General features: G+C 51.1%; 12 protein-coding genes. 5 read left to right on the top strand and 7 right to left on the bottom strand.

Features of this window, described 5'->3' with window-relative positions:
• Window positions 1-7 precede the first annotated feature (7 nt).
• Both M979_RS18170 and M979_RS18165 read right to left on the bottom strand, forming a co-directional pair.
• Window positions 8-328, bottom strand: a complete 321-nt coding sequence (locus tag M979_RS18170; protein ID WP_034461400.1) for a PTS fructose-like transporter subunit IIB — start codon at window positions 326-328, stop codon at window positions 8-10.
• A gap of 22 nt (window positions 329-350) precedes the next feature.
• Window positions 351-1,433 (bottom strand): PTS fructose transporter subunit EIIC, encoded by a 1,083-nt coding sequence (locus M979_RS18165; RefSeq protein WP_034461402.1) that lies wholly within the window; start codon window positions 1,431-1,433, stop codon window positions 351-353.
• Window positions 1,434-1,741: 308 nt separating this feature from the next.
• Between M979_RS18165 and ptsP the strand changes: the two genes are divergently transcribed.
• The 3 genes from ptsP to gldA are packed head-to-tail and all read left to right on the top strand — an operon-like array spanning window position 1,742 to window position 6,053.
• The gene (ptsP, locus tag M979_RS18160; RefSeq protein ID WP_064555949.1) at window positions 1,742-4,243 is read left to right on the top strand and encodes a phosphoenolpyruvate--protein phosphotransferase; all 2,502 of its coding nucleotides are present in this window, start codon (window positions 1,742-1,744) and stop codon (window positions 4,241-4,243) included.
• A 21-nt stretch (window positions 4,244-4,264) separates the two neighbouring features.
• Window positions 4,265-4,927: a fructose-6-phosphate aldolase gene (gene fsa, locus M979_RS18155; RefSeq protein ID WP_034461405.1), complete on the top strand. Its 663-nt coding sequence runs from the start codon at window positions 4,265-4,267 to the stop codon at window positions 4,925-4,927.
• Between the two features lie 22 nt (window positions 4,928-4,949).
• On the top strand, window positions 4,950-6,053 hold the full coding sequence (gene gldA, locus M979_RS18150; protein WP_064555948.1) for a bifunctional L-1,2-propanediol dehydrogenase/glycerol dehydrogenase: 1,104 nt from the start codon (window positions 4,950-4,952) through the stop codon (window positions 6,051-6,053).
• A 52-nt stretch (window positions 6,054-6,105) separates the two neighbouring features.
• Here the strand turns inward: gldA and katG are convergent, their stop codons facing one another.
• The 4 genes from katG to metB form a co-directional block, all read right to left on the bottom strand.
• On the bottom strand, window positions 6,106-8,286 hold the full coding sequence (gene katG, locus M979_RS18145; RefSeq protein ID WP_064555947.1) for a catalase/peroxidase HPI: 2,181 nt from the start codon (window positions 8,284-8,286) through the stop codon (window positions 6,106-6,108).
• 244 nt (window positions 8,287-8,530) lie between these two features.
• Window positions 8,531-9,421, bottom strand: a complete 891-nt coding sequence (gene metF / locus M979_RS18135) for a methylenetetrahydrofolate reductase (RefSeq protein WP_034461411.1) — start codon at window positions 9,419-9,421, stop codon at window positions 8,531-8,533.
• 226 nt (window positions 9,422-9,647) lie between these two features.
• Window positions 9,648-12,080, bottom strand: coding sequence for a bifunctional aspartate kinase/homoserine dehydrogenase II (locus tag M979_RS18130; RefSeq protein WP_064555945.1), 2,433 nt, complete (start codon window positions 12,078-12,080; stop codon window positions 9,648-9,650).
• Window positions 12,081-12,082: 2 nt separating this feature from the next.
• Window positions 12,083-13,243 (bottom strand): cystathionine gamma-synthase, encoded by a 1,161-nt coding sequence (metB, locus tag M979_RS18125; protein ID WP_034461413.1) that lies wholly within the window; start codon window positions 13,241-13,243, stop codon window positions 12,083-12,085.
• Window positions 13,244-13,506: 263 nt separating this feature from the next.
• Here metB and metJ point away from each other — a divergent pair, with 263 nt between their 5' ends.
• A complete protein-coding gene (metJ, locus tag M979_RS18120) occupies window positions 13,507-13,824 on the top strand; it encodes a met regulon transcriptional regulator MetJ (RefSeq protein ID WP_034461414.1) in 318 nt (105 codons plus the stop codon).
• 254 nt (window positions 13,825-14,078) lie between these two features.
• Here metJ and rpmE read toward each other — a convergent pair whose 3' ends face one another.
• Window positions 14,079-14,294 carry a 50S ribosomal protein L31 gene (rpmE, locus tag M979_RS18115; protein ID WP_034461415.1) on the bottom strand — a complete coding sequence of 72 codons (216 nt, stop codon included), beginning with the start codon at window positions 14,292-14,294 and terminating at the stop codon, window positions 14,079-14,081.
• Between the two features lie 208 nt (window positions 14,295-14,502).
• Between rpmE and priA the strand changes: the two genes are divergently transcribed.
• Complete coding sequence (gene priA / locus M979_RS18110) at window positions 14,503-16,698, top strand: primosomal protein N' (protein WP_064555944.1); 2,196 nt, start codon at window positions 14,503-14,505, stop codon at window positions 16,696-16,698.
• Window positions 16,699-16,786 lie beyond the last annotated feature (88 nt).

Genomic DNA, 16,786 nt, shown 5'->3' with positions numbered 1-16,786 from the left:
CAAAGGCTCAGGCGGTTTGCGCCAGATGGGCTTCAATTTTGCTCATGATGGCGTCAGCACGTTTCACCGCATCGCTAATATTGACACGCACAATGGTTTTACCGGCAAAGCGCTCTTCCATTTTGATGCCAATATCTTTGGTCAAAATCACCATATCAGCACTGGCAACATCTGCGGCACTCAGTTCATTTTCAAGACCAATAGAACCCTGGGTTTCAACTTTCACTTCCCAGCCTTTTGCTTTAGCTGCACTTTCCAATGCTTCAGCTGCCATGTAAGTATGAGCAACTCCAGATGGACAAGCGGTAACAGCAATAATCTTAGTCATGGTTAATTCCTTTTCTGTTCAATCAGTTAATTTCAAAATCCAGGTCTAAATCATCTTCCGCTTTCGCTGGCAGATCGGTCTGTTTTTTGCGGGCAAAGGTTTTCAACAGGTTCACACTGACTGCCGTAACAACCGCGCCTACCAATAACGCCACGATAAAACCAAACTTGCCTTCAACAACCGGCAACACGATTAACCCACCCCAACCTGCGTAGCATTGTGCCCCCATCAACGCAGCGGTAACCGTTCCGCATACAGAACCCAGCATGATGGAAGGAATAACGCGTAACGGGTCAGCCGCAGCGAATGGAATAGCGCCTTCAGTCACACCAACACAGCCCATAACCACCGCAGCTTTACCCGCTTCACGTTCTTCTCCGGTGAAGTTTTTACGGTTCATTAGCGTTGCCAGGCCAAGACCCAGAGGTGGAACGGCAATACCGACAGCAGCAATTGCCACTACGCTATACACGCCCTGTGCTACGCAAATCAGCATAAAAGCGTAAGCAACTTTGTTAACCGGGCCGCCCATATCAAACGCCAACATTAGCCCCATAATCACCGCCAGAACGACGATGCTTCCTTGCTGCATCCCTTGTAACCAATGGGTTAGATTGCTGGTCAATGCACCGACAGGTTCACCCAGACCCCACATCATGATGCCCGCAGTAATAAAAGTGCCGATAATAGGAATGACAAAGATAGGCATCACCGAGCGCAGTATTTTTGGTACGGGGATTCTCTTGAGATAGAAGACAACAATGCCACCGATGATCCCAGCAATAATCGCGCCGAAGAAACCAGCGCCAAAACTGTTCCCGACCCAGGCTCCAATCGCACAAGGTGCCAGCGCTGCACGCTCTGCAATGGAATAACCGATGTAAGCCGCAAGGAAAGGCACCATCAGCGTTAAACCAGCCACGCCAATATCGAATAGTTTTTTCAGGTTGGGATCGTTGAGCGCATCTGGTACCGCACCCTTGCCATACAACATGACGGAAACAGCCAGCAAAATACCGCCTGCAACCACGAATGGAATCATATGCGACACGCCTGTCATTAAATGCTGCCGCGTATTTTTGAGGATCTGGACCAACTCTTTCATAAAGCACTCCTGGCCTAAGCGGCTCATGTCCTGAATATTGCGGACACAATAGGCAATCCCGACGTTGGCAGACAGTGGATAAAAATGCCATTTACTGGATTTTTGTAATGCTTAAGGAAAAATGAGATCCGTCTCAAAAGTTAGAGTTAATGGCTTCACTATTAACTAAGACTGGTTTTGTGAGATATCTCGCAAATAAAACCAGACAATACATTTGTCCAGCTTTTGACAGTTTTGTCCCGTGGCGACTCCCATTGAAGGGCTCTTATTCTGTAGCCATTGTTTAGAGTTGGCTCAGGAGAACGTCTATGGCACTGGTTATAAATTTCCGTTGTGACTTACCCAACGGGGTACACGCCCGCCCAGCGAGTCATGTTGAAACACTGTGCAATCAGTTTTCTTCGACTGTTGAATGGATTAACTTGCGCACAGAGCGCCGTGGCAATGCCAAGAGTGCATTGGCACTTATTGGTACGGGGACGTTAAAAGGAGATGACTGCCAGTTACTGATCGCTGGCAGTGATGAAGAAGGTGCTTTCAACAGGCTTTCCGTTTTCATGCAAGACGAATTCCCTTACTGCGATGCCCCTCTACCAGAAACTAACAATAGTGAAGCTGCACCGATTCCTGAATCTCTCGCACGCCTGAATCCCACGCTGTTTCATGCAAATCCGGTTTGTGGAGGAAGTGCCAGTGGCAAGCTGATACAACTCGCGTCCCTCGATTTAAACAAACTGGGGGAGTTACCAGCGGCTGGAAATATTGATGAAGAGCAGGAGAAACTTGAGAGCGGGCTCGAAAAATTACTGAAAACCATCAATCTCCAGTTACTAGGAAATGATGGCACAGCGAGCGCTATTCTTGAAGCCCACCGTTCTCTGGCAAGTGATGCGTCATTGCGCACTCTGCTTCTGGAACATATCCATCATGGCGCCAGCTGTGCAGCTGCAGTCGTAAAAACAGCAGAACACTTTTGTAATCAATTTTCCCAGTCAGGCAGTGCTTATCTGCAAGAGCGAGTGCTTGATGTTCGGGATGTCTGTTTCCAACTACTGCAGCATATCTATGGGGAGCAGCGCTTCCCAGCACCAGGCAAGCTTCAGCAAGCTGCTATCTGTTTAGCTGATGAAATTACGCCGAGCCAGTTTCTTGAGCTGGATAAAACACTACTCAAAGGTCTTCTGTTACGTAGTGGCGGAACCACCTCCCACACGGTCATTCTTGCTCGCTCATTTAATATTCCAACCTTGGTGGGCGTTGATATCGACGCACTCACGCCGTGGTTGCAACAAACCGTGCAGATTGATGGTGATCTTGGTTTGGTAGTAGTAAATCTTAGCGAAACGGTAAAACGCTATTACCAGCAAGAAGCGTATGTGCAGCAAGTCCTACGCGATCAGCAAAAAGTCTGGCTTAACCAACCAGGACGTACTGCTGATGGCCTTCGTCTGGAAGTGGCTGCAAACATTGCTCATTGCGTTGAATCGGCTCCTGCATTTAATAACGGAGCAGAGGCTGTGGGCCTGTTTCGCACTGAAATGCTATACATGGACCGCGCTCATGCACCCTCCGAAGATGAACTTTACAACATTTATTGTCAGGCGTTGGAAGGTGCAAACGGGCGCAGCATTATTGTGCGCACAATAGATATCGGTGGCGATAAACCGGTGGATTACCTGAATATCCCTGAGGAAAACAATCCATTCCTCGGCTATCGTGCCGTACGTATTTACCAGGAATATCTGCCGCTTTTCCACATTCAGTTGCGCTCCATTTTGCGGGCATCTGCACACGGATCGTTAAAAATCATGATCCCAATGATCTCCTCAATGGAAGAGATCTTGTGGGTTAAAGATCAACTCGCGGAAGTGAAACAATCGCTACGTAGCGAACATATCCCATTTGATGAAAAAATTCCGTTGGGCATCATGCTTGAAGTGCCCTCAGTAATGTTCATCATCGACCAGTGCTGTGAAGAAATTGATTTCTTTAGTATCGGCAGCAACGACCTTACGCAATATCTACTGGCCGTTGACCGTGACAATGCGAAGGTCACCCGGCATTACAACAGCCTGAACCCTGCTTTCTTACGGGCTCTGGATTACGCCGTGCAGGCAGTGCATCGCCAGGGGAAATGGATTGGGCTGTGTGGCGAACTGGGAGCAAAAGGCTCAGTTCTCCCACTGCTTGTGGGTCTGGGGCTTGATGAAATCAGCATGAGTGCACCTTCCATACCCGCAACAAAGGCACGTCTGGCCCAACTCGATAGCCGAGCCTGTCGCCAGTTGCTTAATCAGGCGATGGCGTGTCGAACTTCCCTTGAAGTCGAACACTTATTGGCGCAATTCCGTATGACTCAGCAGGATGCACCGCTGATCACAACTCAATGCATCTCTCTTGATAACAACTGGCGTAGCAAAGAAGAGGTCATTAAAGGAATGACCGATAACCTGCTTATCGCTGGGCGCTGTCGTTACCCACGCAAACTTGAGGCCGATTTATGGGCTCGGGAGGCCGTGTTTTCGACAGGTCTGGGCTTTAGTTTCGCTATTCCCCACAGTAAATCAGAACATATTGAGCAATCGACGATTAGTGTCGCCCGGCTCCCTACCCCCGTTCAGTGGGGAGACGATGAGGCACAATTTATCATTATGTTGACGCTAAATAAGCATGCGGCAGGTGACCAGCATATGCGAATTTTCTCCCGACTAGCACGCAGAATCATGCATGCAGAATTCCGTGACGCCCTGGTAAATGCCACAAATGGCGAAGCCATCGCGGTTCTGCTAGCCCGCGAACTGGAACTGTAATTCACCCAAGAGGAAAAATTAATGGAGCTTTATCTCGATACAGCAAACATTGCGGAAGTAGAACGTCTGGCGCGAATCTTCCCATTACAAGGAGTGACAACCAATCCGAGTATTGTTGCCGCCAATGGCGAATCTATATGGGACGTACTGCCACGCCTGCAAAATGCAGTGGGCAAAGAAGGCCGCCTGTTTGCACAAGTGATGAGCCGCAGCGCGGATGGAATGGTTGCAGAGGCGCAGAAACTCAGAGAGTGCGTTCCAGGTCTGGTGGTAAAAATTCCCGTTACCTTTGAGGGGCTGGCGGCGATTAAGCAGCTAACTGCTTTGGGTATTCCTACGCTGGGAACAGCTGTTTATAGCGCTGCTCAGGGATTATTAGCTGCTCTCGCTGGAGCGGAGTACGTTGCTCCATATGTTAACCGCGTTGATGCGCAAGGCGGGGACGGCATTCGCATGGTTCAGGAGTTACAAGCTTTGCTTGAGCTTCACGCTCCTGACAGCAAAGTTCTGGCAGCCAGCTTTAAAACTCCGCGTCAGGCACTGGATTGCTTACTGGCAGGATGCGAATCCATCACGCTTCCCCTTGATGTCGCACAGCAATTTTTGGCTGCGCCAGCAGTAGACTCGGCGGTGGTGAAGTTTGAAGAAGACTGGCAGAAAGCGTTTGGTCGCCTGAGCCTGTAACGGACACAAAAGGAGGCAGTGAATGGATCGCATAATACAGTCACCGGGTAAGTACATTCAGGGCGCTGAGGTTATTTCCCGCCTCGGCCACTATCTCAAACCACTGGCTGAGCGCTGGCTAGTGGTCGGAGACAAATTTGTCTTAGGATTTGCCGAGTCCGCACTAGAAAAAAGCTTTAAAGATGCCGGCCTGGTGTTGGAAATAGCACCTTTTGGCGGCGAATGCTCGCAAAATGAAATCGATCGTCTGCGCAGTATTGCAGAACAGACACAGTGTGGAGCAGTACTCGGTATCGGTGGCGGCAAAACGCTCGATACCGCCAAAGCACTGGCGCATTTTATGGGTTTACCTGTTGCCATCGCACCCACTATCGCCTCTACCGATGCGCCATGCAGCGCGCTCTCTGTTATTTATACCGATGAGGGTGAGTTTGATCGTTACCTGATGTTGCCGAACAATCCAAATATAGTGATTGTTGATACCAAAATCGTGGCAGGTGCACCTGCACGCCTTTTAGCCGCCGGGATCGGCGACGCATTGGCAACCTGGTTTGAGGCACGTGCCTGTTCACGTAGCGGTGCGACCACAATGGCCGGCGGCAAGTGCACTCAGGCTGCATTAGCGCTGGCTGAACTTTGCTATAACACGTTAATTGAACAGGGTGAAAAAGCGATGCTGGCTGCAGAGCAGCATGTAGTCACGCCAGCTCTTGAATGCGTAATTGAAGCCAACACCTACTTGAGCGGTGTCGGCTTTGAAAGTGGAGGCCTGGCCGCTGCACACGCAGTGCATAACGGTCTGACGGCAATTCCAGACGCACATCACTATTATCACGGTGAAAAAGTCGCTTTCGGTACGCTGACCCAGTTAGTTCTGGAAAATGCGCCACTAGAAGAGATTGAAACCGTAGCGGCGCTGTGTCACTCCGTCGGGCTGCCAATTACGCTGGCACAACTTGATATCAAACAAGACGTTCCCGCAAAAATGCGCATTGTGGCGCAGGCATCCTGCGCAGAAGGCGAAACTATCCATAACATGCCTGGCGGTGCTACGCCGGATGAGGTTTATGCGGCACTTTTAGTTGCCGACCAGTACGGTCAGCGCTTCTTGCAAGAGTGGGAATAGCGTAGATAAAAAAATCCCCGCATCTGCGGGGATTGTTACGTCAGATACCGGCTTATTTCAGGTCAAAGCGATCCAGATTCATCACTTTCACCCATGCCGCAACGAAGTCCTTCACAAACTTCTCTTTCGCATCACTGCAGGCATAAACTTCCGCCAGTGCGCGCAGTACGGAGTTTGAGCCAAAGACCAGATCCGCGCGTGTCGCTGTACGCTTCACTTCACCAGTTTGACGGCAGCGCCCTTCAAACAGTTCTGAAGAGTCATCAGTCGCCTTCCATTCCGTGCCCATATCCAGCAAATTGACAAAGAAATCGTTGCTGAGCACACCTAAACGTTCGGTGAATACGCCATGTTTGCCGCCATCAAAATTCGCACCCAGCACACGCATGCCACCAACCAACACGGTGAGCTCCGGTGCGGTCAGCGTAAGTTGCTGTGCTTTATCAATCAGCATGGATTCTGTTGTCGCCGCATCCACACGGGCACGGTAGTTACGGAATCCATCTGCTGCAGGCTCCATCAGGTTGAACATCTCGATATCGGTCTGATCCTGGCTGGCATCCACACGCCCCGGAATAAACGGAACGCGAACGCTGATACCAGCCGCTTCCGCCGCCTGTTCCACACCCACAACACCTGCCAGCACAATGATATCGGCCAGTGACGCTTTACCAGACGCTTTCTGAATGGCTTCTAACGCAGGCAATGCACGAACCGCTAAAGCATTCACATCCCAGTTGCGCTGAGGTGCCAGTGCCAGGCGTGCACCATTGGCTCCACCACGTTTATCACCGCCACGGAAAGTCGATGCCGACGCCCAGGCTACAGAAATCAACTCACTGACAGAAAGGCCAGAATGGGAAATTTCTGCTTTCAGGTGATCGATATCAGCAGGCGTTGGACTGAATGTCGCTTTTGGCAACGGGTCCTGCCAAATCAGTTCTTCTTTTGGCACTTCCGGGCCGATATAACGCGCAATTGGCCCCATATCACGGTGGGTCAATTTGAACCATGCGCGAGCAAAAGCTTCATTGAAAGCTTGTGGATCATTGAGGAAGCGACGGGAGATTTTCTCGAATTCCGGATCGAAACGCAGCGTCAGGTCAGTAACCAACATTGTCGGTTTACGTTTTTTCGATGGATCAAACGGATCAGGAATAATTTCAGGCGCATCGACCGCTTCAAACTGAATAGCACCAGCAGGGCTGCGTGTCTGTACCCATTCAAATTTGAACAGGTTCTCAAAGAAATAGTTACTCCACTGAGTTGGCGTTTGTGACCAGACAACTTCCAGGCCAGAGGTAATTGCATCAGCACCTGCACCACTGCCGTAGCTGCTCGTCCAACCTAAGCCTTGCGCTTCAATCGGTGCAGCTTCTGGATCAACACCCACATGCGTTGCCTCCGCCGCACCATGGGTTTTGCCCAACGTATGACCGCCAGCGATAAGTGCCACAGTCTCTTCGTCGTTCATCCCCATATTGCCGAAAGTAGCACGAATGGCAGCGGCGGCTGAAAGCGGTTCACCGCTGGCATTTGGCCCTTCAGGGTTTACATAAATCAGCCCCATCTCGGTTGCGGCTAATGGGCGTTTAGCAAGCGCTTCTGGGTCGCGATGTTCCAACCAGGCTTTCTCATTACCCCAGTTCACATCCAGATCCGGCTCCCAAACATCTTCACGCCCGGCACCAAAACCAAAGGTACGGAAGCCTGAGTTTTCCAGTGCTACGTTCCCCGCCAGCACGTACAGGTCGGCCCAGGATATTTTCTGACCATATTTCTGTTTGATAGGCCACAGCAGGCGGCGAGCTTTATCAAGGCTTACGTTATCTGGCCAGGAGTTGAGTGGAGCAAAGCGTTGCTGACCACGACCTGCACCACCACGTCCGTCCAGGGAACGGTAAGTGCCGGCACCATGCCAGGCCATACGAATAAATAGCCCGGCGTAGCTACCCCAATCGGCTGGCCACCATGGCTGGGAATCGGTGAGTAATGCTTTCAGGTCGCCTTTCAGCGCGGAATAATCGAGTTTGCTGAATTCTTTGCGGTAATCAAAATCTTCGCCGAGGGGGTTAGAGCGGTTTGAGTGCTGATTGAGGAGGTCAACACGGAGTTGTTTCGGCCACCAGTCTCGCGTGCTTGTTCCGGCTCCTGCACTCACATCATGACTGCCCTGATGAAACGGGCACTTCCCTGCGGACAACGTATTATGATCGTTTTCGTTTGTGCTCATCTTCCTGCTCCCTTCACTATTTTAATACCAGGATATACGGCTCTGCAGATAAGTTATAGATGAAAAAAACTACAGATTTGATAGTTATTTCCTGTTGGCTAATGAGCAACATAGCAAAAGTTTTTCTCAGAAACGTCGACAGCAACATAAACTTTCAAAACTTAACATTACAAATGAAATGGGTATTTGGAAGGGGAGTGGATGTGCAGGGGAAAATCATGGCCCTTGCGGGCCATTGACTGAATTATACTAACGGGCGAACACCCAGTGTGTGGCAAATCGCGTAGCTCATTTCAGCACGGTTAAGCGTATAGAAATGGAAATCTTTCACGCCTTCACGGCTGAGGATTTTCACCATATCCATCGCAATATTGGCACCGACCATTTTGCGAGTTTCTGCGTCGTTATCCAGCCCTTCAAACATTTGAGCCATCCAGTGCGGAACACGCACGTTGGTCATGGTGGCAAATTTATGTGCTTGCTTGTAGTTACTGACTGGCAGAATGCCTGGCACGATTTCCACGTCGATACCGGCAGCGGCACAACGGTCGCGGAAGCGCAGATAGCTTTCTACATCGAAGAAGAATTGAGTGATGGCGCGGTTTGCACCGGCATCAATCTTGCGTTTCAGGTTGATTAAATCAGCCTGTGCACTTTTCGCTTCCGGGTGAACTTCCGGGTAAGCCGCAACGGAAATATCAAAATCACCGACATCTTTAAGCAATGTCACCAGATCTGAAGCGTACATATCTGGCTTGCCGCCGCCTGGTGGTAAATCACCGCGCAGGGCGACGATATGACGGATACCGCTGTTCCAGTAATCCTGTGCGATTGTGCGCAGTTCGTCGGGAGAGGCATCAATACAAGTCAGATGCGGTGCAGCTTCCAGACCTGTACGGTCTTTAATACCTTTGATGATGCTATGGGTACGGTCACGCTCACCGGAGTTTGCGCCGTAAGTTACGGAGACAAATTTTGGTTTCAGGCTACTTAGTCGATCAATTGAGCTCCACAGGGTCTGTTCCATTTCACTGGTGCGCGGCGGGAAAAACTCAAAGGAAACGTTAATTTGCCCGGCAACTTCGGCCAGACTCTGATTTAGTGCTTCCCGCTGGTTGGCGTGAAAAAAGCTCATACCCTTACCTCATTAATCGCATTTTATTATGTGATGTTGTGTTTTGTTGCTATCCAGACGTTTAGACGTCCAGATAGCAAGATGAAGGAAAAGCATGATTCCGTCAACTGAAAATTCAACACAAGAAGTGAGGAATTCTCAACCAAATTGAATTTTTCTCATGTTCGATTGAAAAGAATAAAAAAGGCCAGCAATAGCTGGCCTCGGTATTTTTGTGTTTCCGCAGTTAGAGCAATTGCGCCAGACGATTGAGATCCGATTGAATAGCGCCAGCTGTTACGTCACGACCAGCCCCTGGCCCACGAATAACCAGCGGGTTATCACGATACCAACGGCTTTCGATAGCAAACACGTTGTCGCAAGGTAGCAGCGAAGCCAGTGGATGCTCAGGGCGCACAGCTTCCACACCGACACGCGCTTTACCATTAGCATCGAAACGTGCGACATAGCGCAGCACCAGACCCATTTCCTGAGCCGCTTCAAAACGCTGAAGCATTTGGTCATTCAATTCATCGCCATTTTCAAAGAAATGGTCAATTGAGCCCGTTTCGCTGCCGTTTGTAACCAGCGATTCAACACGAACCTGATCCGGCTCGATGTCGTAACCCGCTTCGCGAGCCAGGATCACCAGCTTGCGCATCACGTCTTTCCCGGAGAGATCGACGCGTGGATCGGGTTCCGTCAGCCCTTGCTGCCAGGCCTGGTCCACCAGCTCGGTAAATGGCACAGTGCCATCGAATTGCAGGAACAGCCATGAAAGCGTACCGGAGAAAATGCCGCTGATAGCCAGAATGGAGTCGCCGCTCTCGCGTAAGTCACGAACGGTATGGTTTACCGGCAAGCCAGCGCCCACGGTGGCGTTATACAGCCAGTGGCGACCCGTCTTGGTAAAAGCGTTACGAATTTCACGGTACTTCTGGCTATTACTGGCACCCGCAAGTTTATTAGCGCTGATAACGTGGAAACCGTGGCTGGCAAAATCGAGGTATTGATCGGCCAGTTGTTCACTCGCCGTCACATCCAGAACCACCAAATCATCATAAGGATGGGCACGCATCCACTGGAATAGTGATTCTTCATCCTGCTCTACCGCTTCGTCATTGAAGAAAGCGAGAGCACGGCTTGCATCCAGACCTTCGTAATTCAGCAAGCTGCGGCTGCTATCTACTACGCCTGAAAGCACGAATTCAAAACCAGTTCGTGCAGAGATAGTTTCTTGCTCGCGGGCGAACAGCTCCAGCCAGCGTGAACCAATGTTCCCTTTACCGAACAAAACCAGACCAATACGTTTTTCGGCACGGAACAGTGACTTATGTAGACCCTTAATGAGATTTTCTGTTGGGCCAACACGTAATACCGCAACCAGGCTAATACCATCTTCGGACTGCCAGATAAACTCAACAGGCTGATCTTTCAGTTGCTGCCAGAAACGGTGGCTGTGCAGTGGGTTACGGCAAACGCCCGCACCCACCATTGCTACTAAAGCCAGGCCTTCACGCAGACGTAATTCGCCCGGTAGGTCAGCATTTTGTAGAGTTTGCAGCACGCTGCCAGCCACTTCGGAGGTGTAGCAAAGTTGAAGCAGATTGCGGTCAGGATGTACACCAATCGACAACGGGCGAATCTGGGCGCGGTTTAACAGCGTATCGAGCTCTTTGTGCGCCAGTTTAAAATCTTTCTGTGCAGAAACTTCAAGTTCAATCAGGCAAATATCGTCGTGGCTGGTAACGATTCGTGCACCAGTACCAGAAGCCAACACTCGTTCGATACGAGTTGAGCCTTGTTCTGGTGAATAGCTACAACGCAGTTGCAGATCGATATCGCTACCGGAAACAGGTTGCAAGGTACGAGCATGCAGCACCGGGGCAGCAAGACGGGCCAGTTCACTGGCTTCATCCAGACGCAGCAGCGGCAGCAAGCAAGCATCTTTCACTTTACGTGGGTCTGCGCTGTAAACCCCGGCAACGTCACTCCAGATGGTCACGCGGGAAACCCCAGCCAGTGCACCAATTTGAGTTGCGGAATAGTCAGAACCGTTACGGCCCAGCAGAACGGTTTCGCCCGCGTCGTTACGGCAGATAAAGCCAGTAACCACGAGGCGTTTGTTCGGGTGCTGCGCCATAAGTTCTTGCAGCAGCGGCCAGGATAAGCCTTCATTGACTTGTGGCTGAGCTGCACGTTCTGCACGCATAAATTCGCGTGCATCCAGCCATGCAGCCGGATGACCTAACTGATTTAGCACCGCAGACATCAGGCGAGCAGACCAAATTTCACCATGGCCTACAACTTCGGCATACACGGCGTCGGTCATTTTGCCATCCAGCAAACCCGCCAAACGCTCAAGATCGTGAACAAATTGACCGATTAAAGCATCAGCAACATCAGGTGTAACAAGGCCACTAATCAGCTCGCTCTGATAACGGCGCAGAGCTTGCTGAACCTGATGGGCAGAAAGGCGATCGCTTTGGCTTAATTTCAACCAATTAATCAACTGGTTGGTCGTACTACCCGCTGCGGAAACAACCATCATGTCGCCAGGTTTTGAATACTCGGCCATGATCCCCGCAACGCGCAGATAGCACTTCACATCTGCCAGACTACTGCCACCAAATTTATGCAGCTGACGACCCGACGCCCCTGCTGGTGCTGAAACACTCATGCTTACCCCTCGGCTGCAACCCGGAACGCATTTTCCAGGTCAGCAATTAAATCTTCGCTATCTTCAATGCCAGTCGAAATACGCAACAAGGTTTCAGAGATCCCCGCTGCAGCACGCGCTTCTGGCGCCATGCCCGCGTGGGTCATCGTCGCCGCGTGTGAAATCAAACTTTCTACTCCACCCAATGATTCCGCCAGAGTGAAGAGAGTCAGGCTACTCAGGAATCGACGCAGCGTTTGCTCGTCGCCATTAAATTCAAAACTTAGCATCGCCCCAAAACCTTTTTGCTGACGAGCAGCAATTTCATGGCCCTGGTTTTCAGGCAGCGAAGGATGATACAGCTTTTTCACCAGCGGTTGCGTCTTCAGGAAATCGACAATCGCCTGAGCGTTACGTTGTGCCACTTCCATACGAGGTGAAAGTGTACGCAGGCCACGCAGCAGCAGGTAGCTATCGAAAGCACCACCGGTCACGCCAATGTTATTTGCCCACCAGGCAAGTTCAGTGACGGTTTCAGGATCTTTCGCAATTACTACGCCCGCAACAACATCTGAGTGACCATTCAGATATTTGGTACATGAGTGCAGAACCAAATCCGCACCCAATGCCAGTGGGTTTTGCAAAGCCGGGCTCAAAAAGGTGTTATCCACCACACTAATTGCCCCTACTTCACGCGCTGCGGCGCAGATTTTCGCAATATCTACTACTCGTAACAAGGGATTACTTGGGCTTTCGACCAGCACGAGTTTTGGTTTTTCGTTGAGTGCCGCAGTTAAAGCCGCTTCATCTCCTTGATCGACAAATAAAACGCGATATGCACCGCGTTTTGCCAGGCTATCAAACAAACGGTAGCTGCCGCCGTAACAGTCATGCGGAGCCACCAGCAGGTCGCCAGGCTTGAGGTAAACGGTGGTTACCAAATGGATTGCCGACATGCCGGTATTCGTCAGCACAGCGCCCGCTCCGCCTTCCAGCTCTGCCAGTGCGCGCTGAACAACATCACGCGTAGGATTGCCACGGCGCGAATAATCATGCGCTCGCGGTTCGTTAAACCCGGTGAAATTATAAGTACTGGAGAGATGGATTGGCGGTACAACGCAGCCGTATTGCTCGTCATCGTTCAAACCGCTACGTACTGCGATAGTTGCCTGTTTGCGCGTCATGGCTCTCGAATCCTTGCTGGTCGAATAAAGGTCAGGCACCAGAGTAAACACTGCCGAGTTAGACGTCAATACATCTGGACATCTAAACTTCTTTGCGTATAGATTGAGCAAACACGCAATAGCCGTTAAAATTATACGCTTTAGGGTGATAGCGTCGCAGACCGCGAATCAATAAACGCTTACACTACGACCAGATAATCGCTTCTACCGCGCATATGACCGGTGGAAGCCTAAATACATTGATTAAGAGGATTAAGTATCTCATGGCTGAATGGAGCGGCGAATATATCAGCCCTTACGCTGAGCACGGGAAGAAGAGTGAGCAAGTAAAGAAAATTACGGTGTCCATTCCTCTGAAGGTGTTAAAAATCCTCACCGATGAGCGTACCCGTCGCCAGGTGAATAACCTGCGTCACGCAACCAACAGTGAACTGCTGTGCGAAGCGTTTTTGCATGCGTTTACTGGGCAACCGTTGCCAAATGATGCAGACCTGCGCAAAGAGCGTAGTGATGAGATTCCTGAAGCGGCGAAAGTGATTATGCGCGAGCTGGGGATTGATCCGGAGACGTGGGAATACTAGCTTAAGAAATTACTGGGTTACCCTATAGCATTCGAGTCGCAGGACTAAAACGCTGAAAGCGTTTTGAACAGCGCTTGCGCTGGCCCCAAAGGGGCGAGGCCAGAGGCCGAGTAACGCGGCAAGTGAGTAAATCCCTGGAGCTTACGTAGGTAAGTGACTGGGGTTTAGGAGTGCAGCCAACACTCCTGCGGCTTGAAGGATGACGGGTAACAAAAAAGGCGCCGTTAGGCGCCTTTCTCTTACCGTGCAGCGAATTACTTCTTCGCGCCTGGAACGCTGAAACGCTTGTTGAAGCGGTCAACGCGGCCACCGGTAGCAACATCACGCTGCTTGCCAGTGTAGAACGGGTGGCATTCGCCACATACGTCCAGGTTCAGATCATGACCCACGGTAGAGCGAATCTTGATAACATTACCGCATGAGCAGTTTGCAGTAACTTCTGCGTAGTTCGGGTGAATATTCTTTTTCATGGAAAACCTCTGTATAAGGCCGCGTCGCTCTTCCAGCCCTAACGCCAGACACCACGCGAAGTTGATAAATTAGGTTTTTTGATACCAAAAACTGCGCATCAAAGGCGGCGAATCATACAGAACCCCACCGTTGGATGCAAACTGATCCGCATTTTCTGGAACACACAGTGTACACTATCTCGTCATTTTTATCAGCCTGGAAGCTTTAATGCCTGTTGCTCACGTCGCTTTGCCGGTTCCTCTTGCCCGCACTTTTGATTACTTCGTTCCTGCTGGAATGCAGGTGGCATCAGGTTTTCGCGTTAGGGTGCCGTTTGGTAAACGCCAGGCTGTCGGGATTGTCGTTGCCGTTAGCGAGCACAGCGAATTGCCGATTAATGAGCTAAAGCCAGTTGCTGAAGTTCTGGATGGCGCTTCGTTGTTTCCTGTTTCTCTGTGGCGCGTTCTGCTGTGGGCGGCTGAGTATTACCACCATCCGCTTGGCGATGTGCTCTTCCACGCCCTACCGGGTTTGCTGCGCGAAGGAAAACCCGCGCACCATGCGCCATTGTGGTACTGGTTCGCTACAGAAGAAGGCAAAGCTATCGACCTGAACAGCCTGAAACGCGCGCCTAAGCAGCAACAAGCACTGGCGGCGGTACGGCAAAATATCATCTGGCGTCACCAGGTGAGCGAGATGGAAATCAGCGAACCGGGGTTACAAGCGCTGCGGGCCAAAGGGTTATGTGATCTGAAAAGTGCAGCGCCTTCAACGACAGACTGGCGCGATAGCTATTCTGTTGAAGGTGAGCGTTTACGGCTGAACACCGAGCAGGCTACTGCTATTGGCGCTATCCACAGTTCTGCCGACCATTTTGCGGTCTGGTTGCTTGCAGGTATTACCGGTTCGGGCAAAACAGAAGTTTATCTAAGCGTGCTTGAAAACGTGCTGGCACAAGGCAAACAAGCGCTAGTTCTGGTACCTGAAATTGGCCTGACGCCACAAACTATCGCCCGGTTCCGTGAGCGTTTTAACGCGCCGGTCGAAGTGCTGCACTCCGGACTTAATGACAGTGAGCGTCTTGCTGTGTGGTTAAAGGCTCGTAGCGGCGAAGCAGCTATTGTGATTGGCACCCGCTCGTCTCTATTCACACCGTTTTGCCGACTTGGCGTCATTGTTATAGATGAAGAGCACGATAGCTCTTACAAGCAGCAAGAAGGCTGGCGTTATCACGCTCGTGATTTAGCCGTATACCGCGCGCATGCGGAAGATATTCCCATCATCCTTGGCTCAGCGACCCCCGCCCTTGAAACATTGCACAACGTTCAACTGGGGAAATATCGCCAGTTACGTCTGACAAAACGCGCCGGTAATGCACGCCCGGCAACACAGCAAGTGGTGGACTTAAAAGGGCAGCCACTGAAATCCGGCCTGGCGCCTGCGCTTATCAAAAAAATTGGTCAGCACCTTAACGCTGACAACCAGGTGATCCTGTTTCTTAACCGCCGAGGCTTTGCCCCCGCACTGCTGTGCCATGAATGCGGCTGGATAGCGGAGTGCCCACGCTGCGATCACTACTACACCTATCATCAAGGCCAACGTCATTTGCGCTGCCACCATTGCGACAGCCAAAGAGCTATCCCACAGCAATGTCCACATTGTGGCTCCACCAATCTGGTTCCAGTAGGTATGGGCACCGAACAGCTCGAACATAGCCTGACACCGGAATTTCCTGGCGTGCCGATTTCGCGTATTGATCGCGACACCACCAGTCGAAAAGGTGCACTTGAGCAGCAACTGGCAGAAGTCCATCGCGGCGGTGCACGCATCCTGATTGGCACGCAGATGCTGGCGAAAGGCCACCACTTCCCCGATGTGACGCTGGTGGCTTTACTCGATGTCGATGGCGCACTGTTTTCGGCTGATTTCCGCGCAGCGGAGCGTTTTGCACAACTTTATGTTCAGGTGTCTGGCCGCGCTGGCCGCGCCGGTAAACAAGGCGAAGTCATGTTGCAAACTCACCATCCCGAGCACCCTTTATTACAAACGCTGCTCACCAAAGGTTATGACGACTTCGCAAGCCAGGCACTGAAAGAGCGCCAGACAGTGTTCTTACCGCCGTTTACCAGCCACATCATGTTTCGCGCAGAAGACCAGAATAACCATCAGGCACCGCTCTTCTTACAGCAGTTACGAAACCTATTGGAATCCAGCCCATTACGAGATGATCAACTCTGGGTTATGGGGCCGGTTCCCTGTTTGCAGCCCAAACGCGGTGGGCGCTTCCGTTGGCAGATTCTGCTGCAACACCCTTCGCGCGCGCGTCTGCAACGCCTGGTCAGCCATTCGTTGAAGCTGGTCAATACCTTACCGGAATCACGCAAAGTGAAGTGGACGCTGGATGTTGATCCGATAGACGGCTAGCACAAAGCCCTGTGGTTATGCGAAGCGGATCGAAAATTTCAACAACCATCACACTTTTAATGAAATAACTGTAACCAACGAACATCAA

Source organism: Buttiauxella noackiae ATCC 51607, from assembly GCF_001654865.1.
Classification (GTDB): Bacteria; Pseudomonadota; Gammaproteobacteria; order Enterobacterales; family Enterobacteriaceae; genus Buttiauxella; species Buttiauxella noackiae.
The sequence above is the reverse complement of the archived record's forward strand: the minus strand, read 5'-3'. Positions and strand labels throughout refer to the sequence as shown.